Genomic DNA, 22,844 nt, shown 5'->3' with positions numbered 1-22,844 from the left:
CCATGAACATGCAACTTCGCTGGAAAAAGTGGCTGGTCGGCGCAGCGGCCGTGCTGTGCGTGCTGGCCGCCATGGCCTGGCACCAGTCGCGCAGCCTCCAGGCCAGCCAGCACTACGCCACCCTCAGCTTGCTGATTCCCGACGCCATGCCCGCCAATGCGCCCCAGGTGCAGATCTGGCGTGAGGCCGCCCGCGAACGTGGGGTACTGCTCAGCCCGCTGCCCATCAGCGAGTGGATGCGTGGCATCCACTACGGCGCTCCTGCGGCGCAGCAGGCGGTGATCGTGCCCGACACCTTCCACCGCAATATCTCGGACGCCGCGCTGCAGACCTTGATCGATGTGGTGCATGCCGGTGGCCAGGCCATGGTGGTGCAAGACGGCGGCCTGCTCGATGAGCGCGGCTATTACAACCGGGGCAGCTCGCGCCTGTCGGCCATGCTCGGCGTGCGCTATGGCGACTACGACACCTACCAGGACCAACTGTCCGACTACGAGGAAATCCGGGGCGCACCGGCCACCATGGAGCTGCTGGGCATACCCCCCGGGCGCTACCTGGACGCCAAGGCCGCGGCCAAGCTCACCGCCATCGATGCCGCCGACCTGGCAGTGCAAGAGCCCGCGTTCCCCAGCTTCATTGCCGGCTACACCAAGGATTCACAGCGCTTTACGGTGCTGAAAACCGACCGGCCCAACGGCCTGCAAGTGCTGCTGCAGTCGAGCAATGGCGATGTGGTGGCCAGCGTCCACCGCTGGGGCCAGGGCCAGGCCATGTTCGTCAACCTGCCGCTGACCTATTTGCTGCAGCGCACCGACGGCATTTTTCTGCATGGCTTTTTAGCCTACTTTGCCCAGCAGGTGGTAGTGCAGCCGGCGCTGCTCGCCTCGCCCAATGGCATTGGCGCCTTGGTGCTGAACTGGCACAACGACGACGGCAAGGCCATCGGCTTTCTGCGCGAGCTGCAGCAGGCCGGTATTTTTGACCACGGCCACCAGTCCATGCACTTCACCGCTGGCCCGGATGTGAATGTGCAAGGCGATGGCCTGGGCATGGACCTGGACTACAACAACGAGGCCCAGCAGATGATCCTGAAACTGCGCAGCCAGGGCCACAGCATCGGCAACCACGGCGGCTGGATCCACAACTATTTCGGCCAGCTGGCGAGCGACAGCAATGGCGACGAGTTCATGCCGTTTCTCGATCTGAACAATGCCTCCGTCACCCAGGCCAACCAGGGCCAGGTGCCCAGGGAATACTCGGCCCCCAATGGCAACCAGCCGCTGTGGACCTATGACTGGATGGCCGAGCACGGCGTGCAAGCCTATTACACGGTGGCCAACGTGGGCATGCCGCCCACGCGGCTGTGGCTGGGCACGCGCCACATCGACAAGGCCTGGGCCTTTCCGGTGCTGACCTATGGCCAGGTGGCCTCGGCCGAGGAAGCCTCGTTCCAGAACATGCCCACCGAGGAATTCGGCCAGTGGCTGCAGCAGCTGGCGCGCTTTATCGAGCAGACCCGCAGCATTCGCCTGAGCTACTTCCACCCCATTGGCGCCGTCGGCTACCTGCCAGCCGTCAAGGCCTATATCGACAGCGTGCAGGCCTGCGTCGATCGCAGGCAGTGCCAGTTCATCTCGATGGGCGAGGCGGCCGACTTTCTAAGCCGCCGTGCCCAGGTGCAATGGTCTGTGCAGGCCCAGGGCGGCGAGGAGCTGCTGAGCGCCAGCCATCCCCAGTCCCTGGCATCAATGGCCTGGACCCTGCCCAAGAAAAAATATGCAGCCGTGCGCGTGCGCGATGGCCAGGCCCAGGTGCAAAGCACCGAGGATGCCTGGCTGGTGCGGGCGCAAGGCGGTACACAACTGCGCCTAGAACTGCGTCGCCAACCATGACCTCCTCCCCTCCCTCCCCTCCCTCCCCGTCCTCCGTGGTCGCCATCATGGGCACCCGCCCAGAAATCATCAAGATGGCGCCCGTGGTGCTGGCCCTGCGCCAGCGCGGCATCACCACCCATGTGCTGCACACCGGCCAGCATGAAGAAATGGCCTGGCCGCTGTATGCGTTTTTCGGCATCGCGCCCCAAGAGGTGATCCGCCTCAAGCGCGAAGTCGCGACCCTGCCCGCGCTGTCCAGCGAGCTGATGGCCGCCATCGGCAGCACCCTGGCCAGCCTCAAGCCGGCCGTAGCGCTGGTGCATGGCGACACCAGCAGCGCCGCAATGGGCGCCATGGCCGCCGCCTACCTGCAGATTCCCGTCGGCCATGTCGAGGCGGGCCTGCGCTCGGGCCGCATTGCCGAGCCCTTCCCCGAAGAGATCAACCGCAGCCTGATCGGCCGCGTGAGCCAATGGCACTTTGCGCCCACCGGCCAGGCCCGCGACAACCTGGAGAAGGAAAACGTGCCCGGCGAGATCTCGGTGGTGGGCAACACCGTGGTGGATGCCGTGCTGCTGGCCGCCCACCATGTGCGCACCCAGCGCGCTGCCGGCCAGCCGGTGGCCAACCCGGACTACCAGTGGTTCATCGACAGCGGTCTGCGCCAGCTGGTGCTGGTGACGGCCCACCGGCGCGAGAACTGGGGCGAACCCATGGCGGAGATTGCCCAATCGGTGGCCCGCCTGCTGGCGCAGCACCCCGATGCCGCTGTGATCTGGCCGCTGCACCTGAACCCGTTGGTGCAGCAGGTGGTGCGCGGCGTGCATGCCGCCAGCCCCGCCGATGTGCAGCGCCGCTGGCGCCTGACGGCCCCGTTGGACTACGCGCCCATGGTCGAGATCATGGACGCCGCCCAGCTGCTGCTGACCGACTCCGGCGGCATCCAGGAAGAAGGCCTGTCCCTGCACAAGCCCCTGCTGGTGATGCGCGATGTGACCGAACGCCCCGAAGTCATCACCTGCGGCGCCGGCCTGCTGGTGGGCACCGGGGCCGAGCGCATTCTCTCGGCGGCCAGCCATGTGCTGGCCACGGGCCAGTTGCCTGGCCTGCCCCCCAGCACCCCCGACAACCCGTTTGGAGATGGCAGCAGTGGCCTGCAGATTGCCGCCGCCATTGCCCGCTATCTGCAACCAACCTCCGCCTGACACCTCCAGAAGAAGACCATGAAAACACGCACCATCCCCACCACCCTGGCCTTGAGCGCCGCTGCCTTGTTGGCACCCGTCCTGGCCTTGGCCCAGGCCGCTGATGCCACGCCCAGCACCACGGTCGCCACCCCACCTGCCGCGCCGCCCACTGCCACCGATGCGCCAGCCGCAGACTTCGAACCCGGCCGCCGGGGCCGTGTCGACGTGGGCATGGGTTTTTCCAGCCTGACCGGCGGCAACAGCAACTGGAACGAGCAGTTCGTGCGCGGCAATGTCGGCCTCAAGCCCGGCACCACCTTGAACTGGGACCTGTCCAGCCAGCGCCATTTCGACGAGCGCGGCACGGTGGGCGCGCTGTCACTCACCCACACGCTCTCGCCCTGGTGGTATGTGTCGGTGGGTGCCAGCTCCGGCTCGGCCGACTTCCAGAACAAGTACCGGGGTGACATCGCCATTTACCGCAAGTGGACCGAGAGCCAGCAATGGGTGACCGGCCTGGCGCTGATGAAATCGGCCAGCCGCGATGGCATCCACCGCGACACCGGCATCACCGCCTCGGTCGCCTACTACTCGACCAAGGACTGGGTGGGCGAAGGCGGCCTGGTCTACAACAAATCCAACCCCGGCTCGGTCGAGGGCTACCGGGGCTTTGCCGCGCTGACCATGGGCCGCGAAAAGCAGCACTACTTCACCGCCCGCATCGACCACGGCAAGGAAGGCTACCTGCCCACCGGCGCCATCGCCAATGGCGCGGGCGACCAGGTCGGCTTCCAATCGACCGAGCTGAGCCTGCAGTGGCGCCAGTGGCTGGGCAAGGACTGGGGCTACCTGGTGGGCGGCCAGTTCTACCGCAACCCCTACTACAACCGCAAGGGCGTCAGCGCTGCGGTGTTCTTCGACTTCTAAGGCAAGGCCATGGCCCCTTTGCGCATGACCCGCCAGCACCGCGGGCTCAGAAGCTATATCTGGACCTGGCAGCACAGCGCCCAGCTGCTGGTGCTGCTGCTGGCCTTCTGGCTGGTGCTGTGGCATGCAGCGCCGCTGCTGATGCACCAGTGGGCCGATGCGCTGGCCTGGGCCTGGCCGCACCTGGGCCTGGGCAGCAGCGACGGGGTGCAGGTCAAGACCACCTCACTGCTCGGGGTGCCGATCGAGGTGGTGCGCACCCAGTTCTATGTGCCGCCGCCCAATCTGTGGCAATGGTGGGGCGGGGCCCTCATGTGCATCGGCCTCATGGTGCTGTCCTTTGTGCTCTCTCGCGAGCGCCTTCCCTTGATTTACGGCTTGCGCATCGTCGCTTTGCTGGGCATGGTCGGTTTGCTGTCCTATGAATTTCTGCCAGCACTGGCCGTGAGCGACGTCAACCGCCTGCTGGCCGATAACATCCTGGACATGGGGCTGGCCATGCTCTGGCTGCTGCCCGCTGTGCATGCGCTGGTGCTCTATATCTTCCCGATCCCCGTGCTGCACAAGGTGGCTGCCACCCTCACCGGCTTGCTGATGCTGGTGGTCAGCATTCCGCTGCAGGCCGCGTCCCTTGCCTGGCTGGCCCAGCAATGCAGCCTGCTGGTTGCCGTTCCGCTCTACATGCTGTTCAGCTTTTTGCCGCAGATTGCGGCCCAGCTGGGCATCTACGGCCTGTTCATGAGCTTTGCACCGGCGCCGGAGCATGGCGGCGCATGAGGGCAACTGGTTTCCAGGGCAACAATTAGCCGACGAGACCCTGTTGGCTTCCACCTGGGCGGACAATGCGCTGTTGCCATGCCCGCATGGCCAACACCCACCTATCGACCATTGGCGTTGCATGACCGGCACGGGCGGCATGGCGGCGCTTCCAAGGAGAAAACAATGCTGTACCTGGTTCGCATGGATGTGAACATTCCCCATGACCTGCCCGCAGAGCAGGCCCAAGAAATCAAGGCCCGCGAGAAGGCCTATTCGCAAGATCTGCAGCGTGATGGCCGCTGGCAACACATCTGGCGCGTGGCGGGCGAGTATGCGAACTACAGCGTGTTCGACGTGGCATCGAACGATGAGCTCCACAGCCTGCTGCAGGGCCTGCCGCTGTTCCCCTACATGAAGATCGCGGTGACGCCGCTGGCCCAGCACCCTTCGGCCATCGCCCAGAACTGAGCGCCACGGCCAGCACTGGCCGGCCCGCTGCTGCAAAACGCACACCCAAAACGGTGTGCGTTTTGCGTTCCCAGGCTCACAGCTGCACGCGCAGCTCGCCCATACCGTCAAACTGCACCAGCACCGCATCGCCAGGCGCGGCCTGCAACAGGCCGCACCAGCTGCCCGTGGTCACCACGGTGCCGGCGCGCAGGCTGCCAAAGTGTGCGGTGGCGTAGCGCAGCCACTGCGGCAACAGCCAGGCCGGGTCCTGCAAGCCGTAGCTGTTTGCAAAATGCTGGGCAGGCTGCGCACCGATCTGCACCGTGCAGCGCTGCGCGGCACCCTCCACCACGCGGTAAGGCTGCCACGCGCCCAGCACCAGCGCGCCATGGCAAAGCAGGTCCGCAGCCTTCAAGGCAGCGGGCGCCTGCAGTTGCTGCTGCCAGCGCGAATCCACAATCTCGATGCTCACGGCCATGGCCTCGACCAGCCGGGCGGCGCTCGCGCCATCCAGTGCGGCGGCTGTGGCGGCATCCACCGGCTCGCCCAGGCGCAGCGCAATCTCCGCCTCAATGCCGCGCAAAAAGAAGGGCGTGGCGCGCAAATCGGCGCCGCCGCCATGCACCCCCTGGGGCGGCAAGGGCGCATGGCCCAAAGGCTGGCTGCGGCTGGGGCCGCCGGATTTCCAGTACAGCGGCGCCTGGTCGGCATCGCCCCAGCGCAGGGCGCGCTCGCGGTGTACGGCTGTGATGTCAGCGGGCGTCAGGCTGGCGGGCCAGCCGCCTGCATCGATAGCAGTGCCGGCCGAGGTGGCGGTCTGCAGCGCCTGGGCCAGTGCGGCGGGTTGGAAGGTCGAAGCGGTATCAGCGGGGTGCATGGCGATCGTTTCCGAAAGTGTAAGTACGCAAATTCTGCATAGCGTAACGGACAGGGGCGCCCGCCCCTGTCACGGCAGCAAAGACGCTAGATGTAAGCAGCGTCCAAGCATGGTTATGCAAAAAATGCATTAGATTTGAATCATCTGGCCTTGGACAAGGGCTATAGAGCGGATTTAAGCTGTGCAGACCTTTTCAACCGCATGGATCGTATGCCGTCCAACAGCACTCCCGCCGTAGCGCAACACGCGCTGCCTTCGTACCTCGACCCCAAGCACCTGGGCCCCTGGGGCAACTACTTGCAGCAGGTCGACCGCGTCACGCCTTACCTGGGCTCGCTGGCCCGCTGGGTCGAGACGCTCAAGCGCCCCAAGCGTGCGCTGATTGTGGATGTGCCCATCGAGATGGACAACGGCACGATCGCCCACTTTGAAGGCTACCGCGTGCAGCACAACCTGAGCCGAGGCCCGGGCAAAGGCGGTGTGCGCTTCCACCAGGATGTGACCCTGTCCGAAGTCATGGCCCTGTCGGCCTGGATGTCAATCAAGAATGCCGCTGTGAACGTGCCCTACGGCGGCGCCAAGGGCGGTGTCCGCGTCGATCCCAAGACCCTGTCCAGGGGTGAGCTCGAACGCCTGACCCGCCGCTACACCAGCGAAATCGGCCTGTTCATCGGCCCGTCCAAGGACATCCCGGCACCCGACGTGAACACCAACGGCCAGATCATGGCCTGGATGATGGACACCTACTCGATGAACACCGGCGCCACCGCTACGGGCGTGGTCACCGGCAAGCCCATCGATCTGGGCGGCTCGCTGGGCCGTGTCGAGGCCACCGGCCGCGGCGTGTTCACCGTGGGCGTCGAGGCCGCCAAGCTCTCCGGCCTGGCACTGCAAGGCGCCAAGGTCGCCGTGCAAGGCTTTGGTAACGTGGGCGGCACGGCAGGCAAGCTGTTTGCTGATGCCGGCGCCATCGTCGTGGCCGTGCAAGACCACACCGGCACCATCTTCAACGCCAAGGGCCTGGATGTCACCGCCTTGCTGGAGCATGTGGCCAACACCGGCGGCGTGGGCGGCTTCAAGGGCGCCGACAAGATGGCCACCGACGACTTCTGGGCCGTGGACTGCGACATCCTGATCCCTGCAGCCCTGGAAGGCCAGATCAATGCCAAGAACGCCGGCAAGATCAAGGCCAAGATGGTGATCGAGGGCGCCAATGGCCCGACCACCACCGAAGCTGACGACATCCTGAACGACAAGGGCGTGCTGATACTGCCCGATGTGATTGCCAACGCCGGCGGCGTGACGGTGAGCTACTTCGAATGGGTGCAGGATTTCTCCAGCTTCTTCTGGAGCGAGGACGAGATCAACGCCCGCCTGGTGCGCATCATGCAAGAAGCCTTTGCCGCTGTGTGGCAAGTCGCGCAAGAGAACAAGGTCTCCCTGCGTACCGCCACCTTCATCATCGCCTGCCGCCGCATTCTGCATGCGCGCGAAGCACGCGGTCTGTACCCATAAAGTCAGCGCTATTCCACGTATTGCAAGCGGCCTTCGGGCCGCTTTTTTTTGCGCCCTGCTTTCACACCCGCAAAGCATGGCTTTCGCAAGTGCGAAGGCCCAATCCGCCCTTGTGCAGGCAAACCCCATCACGCCCGCCAGCGCGACTGCCTATGGTGAACGCCTAAGCATAAATACGGAGACATCGCCATGCGCATTGCACGCCGCCGCACCCTTGCGGCTTTGCTGCTTTCACCGCTGCTAGCGCTGGCGGCTGACTGGCCGTCCCGCCCCATCACCATCGTCGTGCCCGCCGCTGCGGGTGGCACCACCGATATCGCCGCGCGCCTGCTGGCCCAGAAAATGGGCCCATCCCTCAAGACCAGCGTTATCGTCGAGAACAAGGCCGGTGGCGGCGGCAGCATCGGCACCGGCTATGTGGCGCGGGCCAAGCCCGACGGCTACACCCTGCTGATGGGCAATATCGGCCCGGTCGCGATCAACTTCAGCCTGTACAAAAAGCTGGCCTACGGCCCCAACGACCTGCGCGGCATCACCAATGTGATCTCGGTGCCCAACATCCTGGTGGTGCATGCCAACTCCCCCATCCAGAACGTGCAGCAGCTCGTGGCCCTGGGCAAGCAAAAGCCGCTGACCGCTGCCACCTCGGGCGTGGGCCAGTCGCCGCATATGTCCACCGAGCTGTTCCGCCAGCAGACCGGGCTGGATGTGACCCTGGTGCCCCACAGCGGCGCGGCACCGGCCGTCACCGCGCTGCTGGGCCAGCAGACCGATTTCATGATCGACAACCTGCCCAGTTCGATGCCGCACATCCAGTCGGGCAAGTTCCGGGCCCTGGCCATTACCAGCCGCGAGCGCTCGGCCCAGCTGACCGATGTGCCCACGATGCGCGAGGCCGGTGTGGCCATGGATGTGACCGCCTGGTTTGACCTGCTGGCCCCCGCTGGCACGCCTGACGCCATCGTCAACCGCCTGCAGCAGGCAGCCCATGAGGCACTGCAAAGCGCCGACATCCGCCGCACCTTTGCCGAGCTAGGCGGTGTGCCCGGCGGCGAGACGGCGGCCGAGCACGATGCCTTTATCGCGCAGGAGCGCAAGCGCTGGGCCGAGATTGTCCGCGCCGCCAACCTGTCCCTGGACTGATTTTTTTCGCTCGTTTTTTTGGTATGTCTGACACCTCTTCTTTCCAACTCGCCCAGCCCTTTGGCTCCATCCCCGCCATGGTTCTGGCCCAGGCCCAGGAGCGCCCCGAGCACACCGCCCTGGTGCTGGGCGCCACGCGCCTGAACTACGACCAGCTGGCCCAAGGCATGCGCCAGGCCGCGTGCGCGCTGCAGCAGCAAGGCCTGCAAGCCGGCGATGTGGTCGCCATCTGCGCCAGCAGCTCGGTGCCCTATGTGCTGGCCTATTTGGGCGCCCTGCAGGCCGGTGTGGTGGTGGCACCGCTGGCCCCTTCTGCTACGGCTGAGCACCTGAGCGCCATGCTGGACAACGCCGAGGCCAAGCTGCTGCTGCGCGATGCCGAGGTCGCCGCCCAATGGCCCCTGGCCAGCACGGCGGAGCGCCCCTGCATCGCGCTGGACGATGCCACGCAGGCAGGCACGCCCTGGAGCGACTGGCTGGCCCAGGTGCCCGCCGGCCAGGAGCCCCAACCCGTGCAGCCCACGCCGCAGTGGCCGTTCAACCTGATCTACTCCTCGGGCACCACCGGCGTGCCCAAGGGCATTGTGCAAAGCTGGGGCATGCGCTGGTCGCATGTGAACCGCGCGGTCACCAACGGCTATGGGCCTGATGCGGTATCGCTGTGCGCGACGCCGCTGTACTCCAACACCACCTTGGTGGCAGCCTTGCCCACCTTGGCGCTGGGCGGCACCTTGGTGCTGATGCGCAAGTTCGACGCGGCCCAGTACCTGCAGCTGGCCCAGCAGGAGCGCGCCACCCACACCATGCTGGTGCCCGTGCAGTACCAGCGCCTGCTCGACTGCCCGGCGTTTGACCAGACCGATCTGCACTTGCTGCAGCACAAGTTCTGCACCAGCGCGCCCTTCAAGACCACGCTCAAGGCCGAGGTGCTGCGCCGCTGGCCTGGCCGCCTGATCGAGTACTACGGCATGACCGAAGGGGGCGTGCGCTGCGAGCTGCACTGCCACCAGTTCCCCGACAAGCTGCACACCGTCGGCCGCGCCGGTCCTGACGCCGATCTGCGCTTTATCGACGAGGACGGCCAGGAGCTGCCCCAAGGCGCGCAGGGCGAGATCGTCGGCCGCTCGGCCGGCATGATGACCGGCTACCACCGCCAGCCCGACAAGACCCGCGAGGCCGAGTGGATCAGCCCCAGCGGCGAGCGCTTTATCCGCAGCGGCGATGTGGGCCAGATGGATGCCGATGGCTTCATCGTGCTGGGCGACCGCAAGAAGGACATGATCATCACCGGCGGCTTCAACGTCTACCCCAGCGATATCGAGGCCGTGATGCTGCAGCACCCCGAGGTGCGTGAGTGCGCGGTGATCGGTGTGCCGTCTGAGGCCTGGGGCGAGAGCCCCGTCGCCTATGTGGTGCCCCAGCCCGGCAGCAGCCCCCAGCCGGCCGAGCTGCAGCAGTGGCTCAACAGCCGCGTGGGCAAGACCCAGCGCGTGGCCGACCTGGTCATCCACACCCAGCTTCCGCGCAGCGAGATCGGCAAGGTGCTCAAGCGCGAGCTGCGCACGCTGTATGCGAGCCAGACCAGCCAGCCCGTAGCCTGACCGCCAGCCAACGCCCGACCCACAACAAGACCAGGAGACACAACTTGAACCATCGCCACCCTACTTCCACCCGGCGCAGACAGCTGGCTGGTCTGCTCTCCTGTTGGGTTGTGGCCAGCAGCACGCTGCTGGCGGGCACGGCCCATGCAGCATCCTGGCCGACCAAGCCGATCCAGCTGGTCATCCCCTACCCGCCGGGCGGCAGCGCCGATCTGCTGGGCCGGCCGCTGGCCATGCAACTGCAGCAGCAGCTGGGCCAGCCGGTGGTGCTGGAGTACAAGCCCGGCGCGGGCGGCACCCTGGCCTCGCAGTATGTGGCGCGCGCCAAGCCCGATGGCTACACGGTGCTGATGGTGCTGGCCGCGCACGCCATCAATGACAGCCTCTACCCCAAGCTGCCCTATGACACCCGCAAGGACTTTGCGCCTGTCTCCTTGGTGGCCAATCTGCCGATGATTGTGGTGGGCAGCAGCAAGCTGCAGGCCAAGAACATTGGCGAGCTGGTCAAGGCCGCCCAGGCAGCGCCGGAGCGTCTCACCTATGGCTCAGCCGGCAATGGCAATACCGGCCACCTGGCCGGCGCGCTGTTTGCCAGCACGGCCGGCGTCAAGATGACCCATGTGCCCTACAAGGGCAGCGCTGGCGTGGTCAATGCCATGCTGGCCAGCGATATCGACCTGACCTTTGACAGCATCTCCACCTCGATCCCACATGTGCGCAGCGGCAAGCTCCATGCGCTGGCCGTCACCAGCGCCAAACGCTCGGCGCTGGCGCCAGAAATCCCCACGGTGCAAGAGCAGGGCATCAAGGACTTTGACATCAACGGCTGGTATGCGGTGATCGCCCCGGCAGGCACCCCGGCCGAGGTCACTGGCAAGCTCAGCCGCGAGATTGCGACCGCGCTGCAAAACCCGGCGCTGCAATCGCAGCTGGCGGCCAGCGGCTATGAGCCGGTGGGCTCCACGCCGGAGGCGCTGGGCGCCCATATTGAGCGCGAGATGACGCGCTGGGCCGCAGTGGTCAAAGCCACTGGCGCACGCATCGAGTAAGAGCGCGGACGCATAAAAAATGCCCTGGCAAGCCAAGGCATTTTTGTGGGGGTAGCAAACGCTATCAGCGGCTTTGGCGCGCGGTGGCCTGGGCTTCCAGCGCAGCGCGCAGCGCCTCGTCGTTGTTGCCCTGCTCGCTGCCAGCGTCCGGAGTCACCTTGCGCAGCAGGCCGGTGATGCGGCCCGAGTTCTGCATCAGGCGATTGGCATACAGCGCGCCAGCACCGGAGTTGCGGGTGTTGTTCCAATCCCCTTCGCCCTGGTTGACGCTGAAGTTCATCCAGAAGGCACGCACCGATTCGCTCGATGTGCCACTGCGCATTTTCACGCACTGGGTCTTGCCGGTGTCCGCGCCGCGGATGATCTGCTCACAGGCGAACAGACCATCGTAGGACACGGTCATGCCGCTGCCGAACGACGAGCCGCCGGTGATGCGGGTCAGCTGCATGGTCTCGGTCTCGATATTGCCGTTGCTGTCGCCATAGACCAGGCTCCACAGGCCCAGCAGGGAGGCGGGCGAGTTGTCATAGCCAAACTGGTAACGCTTGATTTCCTTCTCGCCCTCACCCGGCAGGGTGATGTAGCCGAGGGTGCCGCTGACAAAGCGGATGCGCACATTGCCGGGGCTGCCGCGCTCCACACCGCTGCGATCGCCACTGCCCAGGAAACGGCCGCCTTCGAAACGGCCTAAGGTGGTCGTCAGCTCGCTGTTGTCATTCAGGCGCCCGGTGGCCATGTAGAAGGTGGGCTGGCCGCTGCTTTCATAGGCATAAACCTGCATCACCAGCACGTCGTTTTGCACATCAACGGCAAAACCCCGGCCGGGCCGACCGTTGACTTCATCAGAGATGATCCAGGTGCCGCCTTGCGGCACATAGGCCTGGGCCATGCCGGTCAGGGCCAAGGCGGCCCAGGCAATCGTGTGCTTGAATTTGAACATGTCGGACTCCTGTGGTCGTTGCGCCGCCACTGCGGCGCGGTAGTGCAGGGAGTATATCGACGAGATTGCGGAGGTCTGTGTCAGAAAGTGTCCTGCCCGGCACCCCGCGCAGAGCGCTTTTCAGGAAACGCTTTGCAGGCGCTGCTGGGCCTGCTGGTGGCGCTGCAAGGTCTTGTGGGCCAGTGCAATCACCGGCGCATCAACCATGCGGCCCTCCACCACGCAAACCCCGCCTTGCGCGGCCTCGGCGGCCGCCAGCACCTGCTGGGCACGCTGCAGCTGCGCATCCGTCGGCGCAAAGGCCGCATTGATGGGCGCCACCTGCATCGGGTGGATGCTGAGCTTGCCGCCAAAGCCACCGCGCAACGCACGCGCCGCATCGGCCTGCACCACGGCTGCCTCCTGGGTATTGACCGTCACCCCGTCGATGGGCGCGGGCAGCTGGGCACGGCGCGCGGCCAGCACCACCGCCAGGCGCACGGGCACCAACTCGCTCTCGTCTTCGGCGCAGGCCATGCCGGCATCCACCTGAAAATCCAGGTGGCCAAAAGCCAGACGCAGCACACGCGGTGCGCCGGCAATGGCATCGATGGCATGCAGGCCGGCCACCGATTCGATGATGGGCACCAGCACCCCTTGCGTGCCCAGCGCGGGCAGCAGCAGCGCCATCGCTTCGGCCGCCTCGGCCTTGGGCAGCACCACGCCAGCAGCGCCCTGCGCCACCAGCTGCGCCAGTGCCAGCACATCGCCATCAAACCAGGGCGTGCCATGGGCATTGATGCGCACCAGCACCCGGCTGCGCTCTGCCGCCTGCAGCTGGCCAAAGGCGGCCAGCAGGGCGCTGCGTGCACCCTCCTTGTCCTGCGGTGCCACCGCATCTTCCAGGTCCACGATCACCGCATCTGCCCCACTGGCCAAGGCCTTGGCAATGCGCTCGGGGCGGCTGGCCGGTACAAACAGCCAGGAGGTGGCGCTGGCCAGCGGGTGCGTGTTGAGAGTCATGTCCATCGATCTTCCGTTTGTCAAAACGCAGGGGCCCAAAGGCCCCTGTCTGCTTCTTCGCTATCGGCCTTATTCAGCCGTCACACCCGCCGCCTTGATCACTGTGTTCCAGCGCTTGACTTCAGATTCCAGCAGGGTCTTGAGGCTTTGCGGCGTGGCGCGGTCCGGCGTGACCAGCTCGCTGCTCAAATCGGCAATGCGCTGCACCACCACGGGGTCCTTCAAGGCCACATTCAGGGCGGTGTTGATCTTGGCAACCACCTCGGCCGGCGTGCCCTTGGGGGCATACATGCCGTGCCAGACCTTGACGTCAAAGCCCTTCAAGCCCTGCTCGTCGAGCGTGGGGATCTGCGGCATGGCAGTCAGGCGCTGGGGCGTGGTCACGCCAAACACCTTGACTCGGTTGCCGTCCTTGATGACCGGTGCGGTCTGCGTGGTCTGGTCGCAGAGCAGATCGACCTGGCCGCCCATCAAGTCATTCATGGCCGGGCCCGCACCCTTGTAGGGCACGGTGGTGAGCTTGACGCCGGCCTGGTACGCAAACAGCATGCCGCAGAGCTGCGAGACCGCACCAATGCCGGCATTGGCCAGCGAGACCTTGTCCTGGTTGGCCTTCACATAGGCCAGCAGCTCTTGGAAGTTGTTGGCCGGAAAGTCCTTGCGCGACAGCAGGGTCATCGGCACATCCAGCACCTGGCCGATGTACTCAAAATCCTTCAGCGGGTCGTAGGGCAGCTTTTTGTACAAGGATGGCGCGGTGGCCATGCCCATGTGGTGGATCAGGATGGTGTAGCCATCGTTCTTGGCCCGGGCCACGCGGGCCGGAGCAATGGTGCCGCCCGCGCCCACGGTGTTTTCCACCACCACCGTCTGGCCCAGCGATTTGCCCATCGGAATGGCCAGCATGCGGGCCACCACATCGGTGGGGCCACCGGCCGAGTAGGGCACCACCATCACCACCGGTTTGGTCGGCCAGTCCTCCGCCTGGGCGTTGAGGTGCAGGCCCAGGCCGGCACAGGCCATCAGGGCGGCGACGGCCGTCGAATTGAGCAAGCGAAAGCGCATTCTTGTCTCCTTGTCGTGGGAGGGGTACATGGCCCTTCCCGGTAGGGGAAAGGGGGCTTGTCCAGCCCCCTGCATCACAAGCGCCGACTGGCGGCGCTGCTGCTTTCTTTATACGGCCACCAACAGCTTTTCGACCCTGGTCCATTCCCGTACTTGCCAGAGTTTTTGCACCGATTGCTGCATCTGCGCAGCGGGCACGGCGCGGCTGAAAGCGCCCAGGCGCAGGGCCTTGTCGGTCAGCTCTTCGCGGCTGAGGGTGTTGCCCGGGTCGCCCTTGGGCTCGTCCACCCGGCCTTCCAGCACGCGGCCATCGGTGGTGGTCACGGTGACCTTGCCAATCCAGCGCTGGGGGTAGGCGCCGTCCACCTCGGGGTCCAGCACCATGCGCACCTTGTCGCGCAGCAGCATGGTGTCTTCGGCGCGGAATTCATCGTCAAACTCGTTAAGGCCGGCAAAGCCAAAGCGCGCAGCCAGCGCCAGCACCGTGCCCATGGAGAACTTGCTCTGGTGCACCGTGGTCGGGTCCACCACGGGGCCCAGCACATCGATCGCGGCCTGGTGTACATGGGTCACCACCTCGGCAATGTCCGACACCTTGAGCTGGTGGGCGCGCACCACCTGCAGCAGCGCATCGGCGGCCGGGTGGGTGTGGCGGCAGGAGGCATGCCATTTGAACGAGGTCTCGGGCGTCGCCCAGCGTGTGCCCAGGCCATCGATGAGGCGGGCCGGGTCGCTGTCGCTGGACATTCCCGCCGCCATGCCCTGCGGGCCGCAGAAAATGTCGGCTGCGCCGGTGAAACCATCCTTGGCCAGGTAGGCGGCCATCAGGCCGGCACCGGCGGCATGCGCCGTGTGCAACTGCTTGCTGTCGGCAGCGGTGCGCAAAAACTCCCACAGGCCGGCCGATTGGGTGCCGGCCGAGCCAAAGGCATGCAGCATTTGCTGCGCATTGAGACCCAGCAGATGTCCCACGGCGGCCGCTGCGGCCAAGGTGCCGGCCGTGCCGGTGGTGTGGAAGATCTTGTAGTGCGAGCGGCCCAGAAACTCGCCCACGCGGATGCCCACTTCATAGCCGGCGATACAGGCGGTCAGCAGCTCCTTGCCGGACTTGCCCAGCGCCTGCGCCACGGCCACGGCCGGGGGGAAGACGACGGCTGCCGGGTGGAACACCGAGCCGTTGTGCACATCGTCCTGCTCGGCCACATGCGAGGCAGCGGCATTGGCCATCGCAGCCAGATAAGGGCTGCTGCTGCGGCCCTCGGGGCCAATCACCTCGGCCGGGCCTTGCGCGGGGCCTTGGCCCAGCGCAAAGCGGGTAATGCTGGCCACGGGGCGGGCGTTGTGGCCGGCCACCACCGAGCCAAACCAGTCGACCCAGAGGTCTTCGGTTTTCTGCAGCACGGATTCGGGGATGTCGCTGTATTGCAGCTCGGCCGCAAAGCGGGCCAGTTGGGCGGCGGGCGTGGGTTGTGTGGTTGGTGTCGTCATGTTCTTTTTTCTCCAACAGAAAGCATCAAAGGCCGGAGGCCTTGCGCACTGCTGCCAGCGCATCGGCCGGCAGCTGCAGCGCATCGAGGATGGCAGCCGTGTGCTCGCCCACCGCCGGCACCGCGTCCATGCGGTAGTCGTACTGGTTGTTGCGCCCGGGCGGCAGCAAGGCCGGCACGGCGCCCACGGGCGTGTCCACCTGCGCAAAGCGCTGGCGTGCCAGCAGCTGCGGGTGCGCCCACAGGCCTGCCATGTCATTCACATGGGCGTTGGCAATGCCGGCATCGTCCAGGCGCTGCACCACATCGCTGGCCTTGAGCGCGCCAAAGATGCGCACAATCTCGGCCTGCAGCTCGGCGCGGTTGGCATTGCGCTGGGCATTGCTGTCAAAGCGCTTATCGGTCGCCAGTGCGGGTGCCAGCAGCACCTGGTCGCAGAAGATCTTCCACTCGCGCTCGTTTTGCAGGCCCAGCATCACCGTGCCGCCATCGCCAGCCACAAAGGGGCCATAGGGGTAGATGCTGGCGTGCGATGCGCCGGTGCGCGGCGGGGGCGCTGCGCCTTCGAACGCGTAGTACAGCGGGTAGCCCATCCACTCGCCCAGTGCTTCGAGCATGGACACATCGATATGGCTGCCCTCGCCCGTTTTGCCGCGCAGCAGCAGGGCCGAGAGGATATTGGTATAGGCATACATGCCCGCCGCAATGTCGGCCACCGAGATGCCCGATTTGCTTGGCGTCTCGGGCGTGCCGGTCACCGACAGAAAGCCCGCCTCGCTCTGGATCAGCAGGTCATAGGCCTTCTTGTCGCGGTAAGGGCCGTTGTCGCCATAGCCGCTGATGTCGCAGACGATCAGGCGCGGAAATTCTGCATGCAGGGCCTCGTACGACAAGCCCATGCGCGCCGCAGCGCCCGGCGCCAGGTTCTGCAGCAGCACATCGGCCGAGCCCAGCAGCTGCTTGAGCGCCTCCAAGGATGCCGCATCCTTCAGGTCCAGCGCCAGGCTTTCCTTGTTGCGGTTGAGCCAGGTGAAATGCGAGGACTGGCCGCGCACCCGGCTGTCATAGCCACGCGCAAAATCGCCGCTGCCCGGCCGCTCCACCTTGATGACGCGCGCGCCCAGATCGGCCAGCTGCCGCGCGCAAAAAGGCGCAGCCACCGCGTGCTCCAGCGATACGACGGTGATCCCGTCCAATGGTCTGGTCATGAAGACTCCGGTTGTCTGTTTTTCTCGCTGCGCTGCGCCATCAGAAGGAGCGCGGCAGGCCCAGAATGTGCTCGGCCACGTAGGAGTAAATCAGGTTGGTGGAGATGGGCGCCACCTGGTACAGGCGCGTCTCGCGGAACTTGCGCTCGATGTCGTATTCGCAGGCAAAGCCAAAGCCGCCGTGGAACTGCAGGCAGGCATTGGCCGCCTCCCAGCTCGCCTTGGCAGCCAGGTACTTGGCCATATTCGCCTGGGCGCCCATCGGCTCGTGTTTGTCGTACAGCTCGCAGGCTTTCCAGCGCATCAGGTTGGCCGCTTCCACCTCGATGAAGGCGTCAGCAATCGGGAACTGCACGCCCTGGTTCTGGCCAATCGGGCGGCCAAACACCTCACGGTCGCGCACATAGTTGGTCACCCGGTCAAGAAACCAGTAGCCGTCGCCAATGCACTCGGCCGCGATCAAGGTGCGCTCGGCGTTGAGGCCGTCCAGGATGTACTTGAAGCCCTTGCCTTCTTCGCCGATCAGGTTCTCCTCGGGGATCTCCAGGTTCTCGAAGAACAGCTCATTGGTCTCGTGGTTGACCATGTTCAGGATGGGGCGCACGGCCATGCCCTTTTTCTCGGCCTCGCGCAGGTCGACCATGAAGATCGACATGCCTTCGCTCTTTTTCTTCACATCGGCCAGCGGCGTCGTGCGCGCCAGCAGGATCATGAAATCGCTGTGCTGGATGCGGCTGATCCACACCTTCTGGCCGTTGATGACGTACTTGTCGCCCTTCTTTACCGCCGTGGTCTTGATCTTGGTGGTGTCGGTGCCGGTGGTGGGCTCGGTCACGCCCATGGATTGCAGGCGCCATTCGCCGCTGGCGATCTTGGGCAGGTACTTTTCCTTCTGCGCGGTCGAGCCATGGCGCAGCAAGGTGCCCATGTTGTACATCTGGCCGTGGCAGGCACCAGAATTGCCGCCGCAGCGGTTGATCTCCTCCATGATCACCGAGGCTTCCGTCAGGCCCAGGCCCGAGCCGCCGTATTCCTGCGGAATCAGCGCCGCCAGCCAGCCGGCTTTGGTGAGCGCTTCGACAAAGGTTTCGGGGTAGGCACGCGCCTCATCGACCTTGCGGAAATACTCATCGGGGAACTCGGCGCAGAGCGCGCGGATGGCATCGCGGATTTCGGGGAAGTTGTTGGAGCCGGTATGTTCGATCATGTGGTTCTACTTGGGACGGTGGGGGTGGCTGCGCGCTGTTGAGCGCCTGCACCACCCGCCGGAGTTAGCGGGGTTGAGAGCGCGTTTTCAGCGGATCGTGGCGGTGGCCTGCATCGTCAGCCAGCCTTCGTGGTCATGCGCCCAGAGCTTGATGGTCTTGCCATCCTCCTGGGGCTGGCCCAGCACCGTAAAAGGGTGCAGATCAAAGGTCGGGCGAATGGCCTTGAACGAGAAGTCGGTCAGCACGGCACCGGGCGCATTGCGGCGCAGCAGATCGACCAGCAAGGTCGCTATCAGCGGGCCATGCACGATGAGGCCGGGGTAGCCCTCTTCCTGCGTGACATAGCTGCGGTCGTAGTGGATGCGGTGGCCGTTGAAGGTGAGCGCCGAGTAGCGGAACAGCATCACCGGATCGGCGTTGATCTCGCGCTTCCAGGCGGCCTGGGTGTCGGCTGCGGTGGGCTGGGGGACCGGGTCGCTGGGCTGGGCAGCGGCGCGGTAGACGATATCGTGCTCTTCGGTCAGCGCCAGGCCGCTTGCATTGCTATAGCTGTGCTGCACCAGCACAAACAGCAGCTCACCCGAGCGGCCCACCTTGTGGTCCACCGAGGCGATGCGCGAGACGCGCTCGACGCGCTCGCCAATGCGCAGCGGGTTGTCCGCCTGCCACTGCAGGCGGCCGCCCGCCCACATGCGCCGGGGCAGTGGCACCGGGGGCAAAAAGCCACCACGCGCCGGGTGGCCGTCCAGCCCCAGCAGGCTTTGCCGCGCCATCGGCAAAAAGTTCATCCAGTGCCACAGCGGCGGCAGGCTGTCGCCGTCCTGGGCCGGGGCGTCATCACGGTCCAGGGTAGCGGACAGGCCGGTCACGGCCGTGCGGGCCACCAGGTCCTGCAGGGTCTCGGATTGGTCGATCCAGCTTTGCAAATGGGCAACCTGCTCGGTGTTGAGCGAGGCGGCAGAAGGTTCAGGGGTTTGCGACATGGTGGCACTGTCGCAGGCTCGGCCACCCAGCGCAATCGCAGAGATTGGAACCTCTCCTTTTACAGCGGTGAAGACAGCGGGTTAACGCTGATAAATGAACCTGCGGTTTCAGTTTGCCAAAGCCCTGCCTACGCATTTGCGAATTGGCAATGCGCTTAATGGACGGCATGCTGGTGGCATTCATCTACACACACAGATCCAAGGAAAGCAGACATGTCCACCATGCTCGAAGGCAAAGTCGTTATCGTCACCGGTTCTGGGGGTGGCATAGGCCGTGATATGGCGCTGGCCATGGCCCAGCAAGGCGCCAAGGTGGTGGTCAACGACATCGGCACCTCCACCACCGGCGAAGGCCATGACGACGGCCCCGCGCAAAAGGTCGTCAACGAGATCAAGGCCGCCGGTGGCGACGCCGTGGCCAATACCGACACGGTCTCGGACGCCAATGCTGCCGCCAAGATCGTGCAGTGCGCGCTCGACAGCTTTGGCAAGCTCGACGGCATCGTCAACAACGCCGGCATCCTGCGTGACCGCTTCTTTCACAAGATGAGCGTGGACGAGTGGGACGCCGTCATCAAGGTCCACCTCTACGGCAGCTTCTATGTGGCGCGCGCCGCTGCCAACCATTTCAAGGAGCAGGAGAGCGGTGCCATGGTGCATATGACCAGCACCTCCGGCCTGATCGGCAACCTGGGCCAGGCCAACTACTCGGCCGCCAAGCTGGGCATCGTCGCGCTGTCCAAGAGCATTGCCTTGGACATGGCCAAGTTCAATGTGCGCAGCAACTGCATCTCGCCCTTTGCCTGGAGCCGCATGATCGGCTCCATCCCCACCGACACGCCCGAGCAGCAGGCGCGCGTGGACAAGCTCAAGCAGATGACCCCCAACAAGATTGCGCCGCTGGCCGTCTACCTGCTGAGCGAGCAGGCCCAGGACGTGAACGCCCAGGTGTTTGCCGTGCGCAATAACGAGATCTTCCTGATGAGCCAACCGCGCCCGCTGCGCTCGGTGCACCAGGGCGAAGGCTGGACCCCGGAGGACATCGCCTCGCATGCGATGCCGGCGCTCAAATCGTCGTTTGTTCCGATGGAGCGCTCGGGCGAGGTGTTCAGCTGGGATCCTATCTAAGCTACCCCCTGTGCGGCGTTGCCGCTTCCCCCTAAAGGGGGACGGCACCCTCCGGGCGGGGCGGCCCTTCGTCGGTGCCAGTTTGTACGTGTGCGCCAGTTTTGAGCATGGCGTACGGTAGGTCGAGCGGTATCGAACAACGTAGCCCAGTAGGTGTGCTCTGCCAGTTTCATAGATGCCCCCTGGTGGCCTTGCAAGAACACCAAAACACCCATCCATAACGCTCACCCTGCCGTCGCACGACAACAACCCCAGATACAACGACCATGACCATCAACTACCAGCAACTCAAGGCCCGGCCGTTTGCGCCGGTGCACCAGGATTTTTCGCAGCGCGACACCATGCTGTATGCGCTGAGCCTGGGCGTGGGCAATGACCCGCTCGATACCCGCAATCTGCCGCTGGTCTACGAGGGCATGGACCAAGCGCTGCAGGCGCTGCCCACGATGAGCTCGGTGCTGGGCTATCCGGGCTTTTGGGCCAAGGAGGCGGACACCGGTATCGACTGGGTCAAGCTGGTGCATGGCGAGCAGCGCACCACCATCCACCAGCCGCTGCCAGCCGATGGCAAGGTGGTGGGCAAGACCAAGGTCACGCGCGTGATCGACAAGGGGGCCGGCAAGGGCGCGATTGTGGTGAGCGAGCGCAGCCTGGAAGGCGAAGATGGCACGCTGTACGCCACCCTGGAGCAGGTCACGTTCTGCCGGGGCGACGGCGGCTACAGCGAGGCGCTGGGCGGCCAGCCCAGCGATGCCTCGCTGCCGGCGCTGACCCCCACGCCTGACACTGCCCCGCGCTGGACCTACAGCCACACCATCCGGCCTGAGGCGGCCCTGCTCTACCGCCTGATGGGCGACTACAACCCCTTGCATGCCGACCCGAAAGTGGCCCAGGCCGCTGGCTTTGACAAGCCCATCCTGCACGGCCTGGCCACCTACGGCATGGTCTGCCATGCGTTGGTGATGACGGCCTGCAACGGCGATGCCAGCCTGCTGCGCAGCATGCATGCGCGCTTTTCTTCGCCGGTGTTCCCCGGCGAGACCCTGCGCACCGAGGTCTGGCAAGCGGGTGATGCGCTGCAGTTCCGCGCACTGGTGGTTGAGCGCGGCATTGTCGTGCTCAGCCATGGCAACGCCAGCGTGGCCGCCGCACAGCCATGAGCGCGGCCCAAGGCCGGCCCATCGCGCTGGCCGATCTGGACCTGGCGCAGCTCATCCGCGCCGGCGATACCGTCGTCTGGGGCCAGTCGGCCGCCGAGCCGCTGTCGCTGATCCAGGCCTATGTGGCCCAGCGCCAGCGCTTTGCCCGTACCCGCGTCTTTCTGGGCATTGGCGGCGCAACCACCTTGCAGCCCGCGCATGCCGATGCCATCGACATGCGCGGCTATGCCGCTGGCGGCTCGCACCGCGCGCTCGGCATGGCCGGCGTGCTCGATCCGATTCCTTGCCATTACTCACAAATACCGCAGCTGATCGCCAGCCGCCGCATCGCCATTGATGTGGTGTTTGTCCAGGTCTCGCCCCCCAATGCGGATGGCGAATGCAGCCTGGGCCTGGCGCATGACTACCTGGTGACCGCGATGCGCCATGCGCGCTGCGTGATCGCCGAAGTGAATGCCGATGTGCCCTGGGTCACAGGCGCCAGCCTGCGCCTGGCCGATGTCGATGCCTGGGTGCAGAGCGACCAACCTGTCGTCGATGTGCCCGCCGGAAAAATTGGCCCCGCTGAAGAGGCGATAGCGCAGCTGATCGCCAGCCGCGTCGAAGACGGCGCCACCTTGCAGCTGGGCATTGGCAACCTGCCCGATGCCGTGCTGCAGGCGCTGCAAGGCCACCGTGATCTGGGGGTGCACAGCGGCACCATCGGCGACCGCGTGGCCGACCTGGTCGAGGCCGGCGTGATCACCAATGCGCGCAAGGGCATCGATGCGGGCATCAGCGTCACGGGCCTATTGATGGGCAGTGCCCGCACCCGCCGCTGGGCGCATAACAACGGCGCGCTGCGCATTGCCGGCACCGACTACACCCACAACGCCCGGGTGTTGGGCCAGACCCAGAAGCTCACCGCCATCAACTCGGCGATCGAGGTCGACCTGAGCGGCCAGATCAATGCCGAGGTGGTGGCCGGCAAGTACCTGGGCGCGGTCGGCGGTGCGATGGACTTTTTGCGTGCCGCTGCCGCCTGCGATGGCGGCCTGCCGATCGTCGCGCTGCCCTCTACCGCGCGCGGCCAGTCGCGCATCGTGGCGCAACTGTCCGGCCCGGTCTCCACGCCGCGTGCCGATGCCGGCCTGATCGTCACCGAGCATGGCGTGGCCGACCTGCGCGGGCTGAGCCTGGCCCAGCGCCTGCGGGCCATGCTGGCCATTGCCGCACCTGAACACCGAGACCTGCTGGCGGCCCAAGCGCGCCAGCAGCTGAATTGACCGAATCTTTGGAGAA

20 protein-coding genes are annotated in these 22,844 nt (G+C 65.6%); 12 read left to right on the top strand and 8 right to left on the bottom strand.

Annotation, left to right across the window (positions count from 1 at the left end):
- Positions 1-2 precede the first annotated feature (2 nt).
- The 5 genes from M2375_RS11860 to catC all read left to right on the top strand — a co-directional run bounded on the left by M2375_RS11860 (position 3) and on the right by catC (position 5,215).
- Positions 3-1,892, top strand: coding sequence for a hypothetical protein (locus M2375_RS11860; RefSeq protein ID WP_259166899.1), 1,890 nt, complete (start codon positions 3-5; stop codon positions 1,890-1,892).
- Positions 1,889-3,079, top strand: a complete 1,191-nt coding sequence (gene wecB, locus M2375_RS11855; RefSeq protein ID WP_259166890.1) for a non-hydrolyzing UDP-N-acetylglucosamine 2-epimerase — start codon at positions 1,889-1,891, stop codon at positions 3,077-3,079. Before M2375_RS11860 ends, wecB begins: the two co-directional genes overlap by 4 nt.
- Positions 3,080-3,097: 18 nt before the next feature.
- Positions 3,098-3,988 (top strand): YaiO family outer membrane beta-barrel protein, encoded by an 891-nt coding sequence (locus tag M2375_RS11850; protein WP_259166886.1) that lies wholly within the window; start codon positions 3,098-3,100, stop codon positions 3,986-3,988.
- 9 nt (positions 3,989-3,997) lie between these two features.
- A complete protein-coding gene (locus tag M2375_RS11845) occupies positions 3,998-4,765 on the top strand; it encodes a hypothetical protein (RefSeq protein ID WP_259166884.1) in 768 nt (255 codons plus the stop codon).
- A gap of 165 nt (positions 4,766-4,930) precedes the next feature.
- Positions 4,931-5,215: a muconolactone Delta-isomerase gene (gene catC, locus M2375_RS11840; protein ID WP_259166883.1), complete on the top strand. Its 285-nt coding sequence runs from the start codon at positions 4,931-4,933 to the stop codon at positions 5,213-5,215.
- Positions 5,216-5,291: 76 nt separating this feature from the next.
- Here catC and M2375_RS11835 read toward each other — a convergent pair whose 3' ends face one another.
- Entirely contained in the window at positions 5,292-6,074 is a 783-nt protein-coding gene (locus tag M2375_RS11835; RefSeq protein ID WP_259166878.1) for a fumarylacetoacetate hydrolase family protein, read from the bottom strand.
- Between the two features lie 210 nt (positions 6,075-6,284).
- On the opposite strand from M2375_RS11835, the gene M2375_RS11830 reads away from it, so the two are divergent.
- The 4 genes from M2375_RS11830 (at position 6,285) to M2375_RS11815 (ending at position 11,382) form a co-directional block, all read left to right on the top strand.
- A complete protein-coding gene (locus M2375_RS11830; RefSeq protein WP_259166875.1) occupies positions 6,285-7,589 on the top strand; it encodes a Glu/Leu/Phe/Val dehydrogenase in 1,305 nt (434 codons plus the stop codon).
- Positions 7,590-7,778: 189 nt separating this feature from the next.
- On the top strand, positions 7,779-8,732 hold the full coding sequence (locus M2375_RS11825; RefSeq protein WP_259166874.1) for a tripartite tricarboxylate transporter substrate binding protein: 954 nt from the start codon (positions 7,779-7,781) through the stop codon (positions 8,730-8,732).
- Between the two features lie 23 nt (positions 8,733-8,755).
- The gene (locus tag M2375_RS11820; RefSeq protein WP_259166873.1) at positions 8,756-10,333 is read left to right on the top strand and encodes a class I adenylate-forming enzyme family protein; all 1,578 of its coding nucleotides are present in this window, start codon (positions 8,756-8,758) and stop codon (positions 10,331-10,333) included.
- Between the two features lie 110 nt (positions 10,334-10,443).
- Complete coding sequence (locus M2375_RS11815) at positions 10,444-11,382, top strand: tripartite tricarboxylate transporter substrate binding protein (protein WP_259166870.1); 939 nt, start codon at positions 10,444-10,446, stop codon at positions 11,380-11,382.
- Positions 11,383-11,446: 64 nt separating this feature from the next.
- Here M2375_RS11815 and M2375_RS11810 read toward each other — a convergent pair whose 3' ends face one another.
- The 7 genes from M2375_RS11810 to M2375_RS11780 all read right to left on the bottom strand — a co-directional run bounded on the left by M2375_RS11810 (position 11,447) and on the right by M2375_RS11780 (position 19,275).
- Entirely contained in the window at positions 11,447-12,322 is an 876-nt protein-coding gene (locus M2375_RS11810; protein WP_259166863.1) for a hypothetical protein, read from the bottom strand.
- 120 nt (positions 12,323-12,442) lie between these two features.
- Complete coding sequence (locus tag M2375_RS11805; RefSeq protein ID WP_259166862.1) at positions 12,443-13,324, bottom strand: CoA ester lyase; 882 nt, start codon at positions 13,322-13,324, stop codon at positions 12,443-12,445.
- 69 nt (positions 13,325-13,393) lie between these two features.
- On the bottom strand, positions 13,394-14,347 hold the full coding sequence (locus M2375_RS11800) for a tripartite tricarboxylate transporter substrate-binding protein (protein ID WP_259167726.1): 954 nt from the start codon (positions 14,345-14,347) through the stop codon (positions 13,394-13,396).
- 150 nt (positions 14,348-14,497) lie between these two features.
- Positions 14,498-15,877, bottom strand: coding sequence for an MmgE/PrpD family protein (locus M2375_RS11795; RefSeq protein ID WP_259166859.1), 1,380 nt, complete (start codon positions 15,875-15,877; stop codon positions 14,498-14,500).
- Between the two features lie 25 nt (positions 15,878-15,902).
- Positions 15,903-17,084 carry a CaiB/BaiF CoA-transferase family protein gene (locus M2375_RS11790; RefSeq protein ID WP_259166857.1) on the bottom strand — a complete coding sequence of 394 codons (1,182 nt, stop codon included), beginning with the start codon at positions 17,082-17,084 and terminating at the stop codon, positions 15,903-15,905.
- 40 nt (positions 17,085-17,124) lie between these two features.
- Positions 17,125-18,291: an acyl-CoA dehydrogenase family protein gene (locus M2375_RS11785; protein ID WP_259166856.1), complete on the bottom strand. Its 1,167-nt coding sequence runs from the start codon at positions 18,289-18,291 to the stop codon at positions 17,125-17,127.
- A gap of 87 nt (positions 18,292-18,378) precedes the next feature.
- Complete coding sequence (locus M2375_RS11780; RefSeq protein ID WP_259166853.1) at positions 18,379-19,275, bottom strand: MaoC family dehydratase N-terminal domain-containing protein; 897 nt, start codon at positions 19,273-19,275, stop codon at positions 18,379-18,381.
- A 222-nt stretch (positions 19,276-19,497) separates the two neighbouring features.
- Here M2375_RS11780 and M2375_RS11775 point away from each other — a divergent pair, with 222 nt between their 5' ends.
- The 3 genes from M2375_RS11775 (at position 19,498) to M2375_RS11765 (ending at position 22,828) form a co-directional block, all read left to right on the top strand.
- Positions 19,498-20,403: an SDR family NAD(P)-dependent oxidoreductase gene (locus tag M2375_RS11775; protein WP_182328072.1), complete on the top strand. Its 906-nt coding sequence runs from the start codon at positions 19,498-19,500 to the stop codon at positions 20,401-20,403.
- A gap of 266 nt (positions 20,404-20,669) precedes the next feature.
- The gene (locus M2375_RS11770; protein ID WP_259166851.1) at positions 20,670-21,563 is read left to right on the top strand and encodes a MaoC/PaaZ C-terminal domain-containing protein; all 894 of its coding nucleotides are present in this window, start codon (positions 20,670-20,672) and stop codon (positions 21,561-21,563) included.
- Entirely contained in the window at positions 21,560-22,828 is a 1,269-nt protein-coding gene (locus tag M2375_RS11765; protein WP_259166843.1) for an acetyl-CoA hydrolase/transferase family protein, read from the top strand. Before M2375_RS11770 ends, M2375_RS11765 begins: the two co-directional genes overlap by 4 nt.
- Positions 22,829-22,844 lie beyond the last annotated feature (16 nt).

Source organism: Comamonas sp. BIGb0152 (genome assembly GCF_024809975.1).
GTDB lineage: Bacteria > Pseudomonadota > Gammaproteobacteria > Burkholderiales > Burkholderiaceae_C > Comamonas.
This window is presented reverse-complemented; position numbering and strand designations above follow the sequence as displayed.

Excerpts from the sequence above, each read along its gene's own strand:
- wecB (WP_259166890.1), top strand. The coding sequence starts at position 1,889 with ATGACCTCCTCCCCTCCCTCCCCTCCCTCCCCGTCCTCCGTGGTCGCC.
- catC (WP_259166883.1), top strand. The coding sequence starts at position 4,931 with ATGCTGTACCTGGTTCGCATGGATGTGAACATTCCCCATGACCTGCCC.
- M2375_RS11775 (WP_182328072.1), top strand. The coding sequence starts at position 19,498 with ATGCTCGAAGGCAAAGTCGTTATCGTCACCGGTTCTGGGGGTGGCATA.
- M2375_RS11850 (WP_259166886.1), top strand. The coding sequence starts at position 3,098 with ATGAAAACACGCACCATCCCCACCACCCTGGCCTTGAGCGCCGCTGCC.
- M2375_RS11805 (WP_259166862.1), bottom strand. The coding sequence starts at position 13,324 with ATGACTCTCAACACGCACCCGCTGGCCAGCGCCACCTCCTGGCTGTTT.
- M2375_RS11785 (WP_259166856.1), bottom strand. The coding sequence starts at position 18,291 with ATGATCGAACATACCGGCTCCAACAACTTCCCCGAAATCCGCGATGCC.
- M2375_RS11825 (WP_259166874.1), top strand. The coding sequence starts at position 7,779 with ATGCGCATTGCACGCCGCCGCACCCTTGCGGCTTTGCTGCTTTCACCG.
- M2375_RS11830 (WP_259166875.1), top strand. The coding sequence starts at position 6,285 with ATGCCGTCCAACAGCACTCCCGCCGTAGCGCAACACGCGCTGCCTTCG.
- M2375_RS11800 (WP_259167726.1), bottom strand. The coding sequence starts at position 14,347 with ATGGCCTGTGCCGGCCTGGGCCTGCACCTCAACGCCCAGGCGGAGGAC.
- M2375_RS11770 (WP_259166851.1), top strand. The coding sequence starts at position 20,670 with ATGACCATCAACTACCAGCAACTCAAGGCCCGGCCGTTTGCGCCGGTG.
- M2375_RS11810 (WP_259166863.1), bottom strand. The coding sequence starts at position 12,322 with ATGTTCAAATTCAAGCACACGATTGCCTGGGCCGCCTTGGCCCTGACC.
- M2375_RS11795 (WP_259166859.1), bottom strand. The coding sequence starts at position 15,877 with ATGACGACACCAACCACACAACCCACGCCCGCCGCCCAACTGGCCCGC.
- M2375_RS11780 (WP_259166853.1), bottom strand. The coding sequence starts at position 19,275 with ATGTCGCAAACCCCTGAACCTTCTGCCGCCTCGCTCAACACCGAGCAG.
- M2375_RS11820 (WP_259166873.1), top strand. The coding sequence starts at position 8,756 with ATGTCTGACACCTCTTCTTTCCAACTCGCCCAGCCCTTTGGCTCCATC.
- M2375_RS11790 (WP_259166857.1), bottom strand. The coding sequence starts at position 17,084 with ATGACCAGACCATTGGACGGGATCACCGTCGTATCGCTGGAGCACGCG.
- M2375_RS11860 (WP_259166899.1), top strand. The coding sequence starts at position 3 with ATGAACATGCAACTTCGCTGGAAAAAGTGGCTGGTCGGCGCAGCGGCC.
- M2375_RS11765 (WP_259166843.1), top strand. The coding sequence starts at position 21,560 with ATGAGCGCGGCCCAAGGCCGGCCCATCGCGCTGGCCGATCTGGACCTG.
- M2375_RS11835 (WP_259166878.1), bottom strand. The coding sequence starts at position 6,074 with ATGCACCCCGCTGATACCGCTTCGACCTTCCAACCCGCCGCACTGGCC.
- M2375_RS11845 (WP_259166884.1), top strand. The coding sequence starts at position 3,998 with ATGGCCCCTTTGCGCATGACCCGCCAGCACCGCGGGCTCAGAAGCTAT.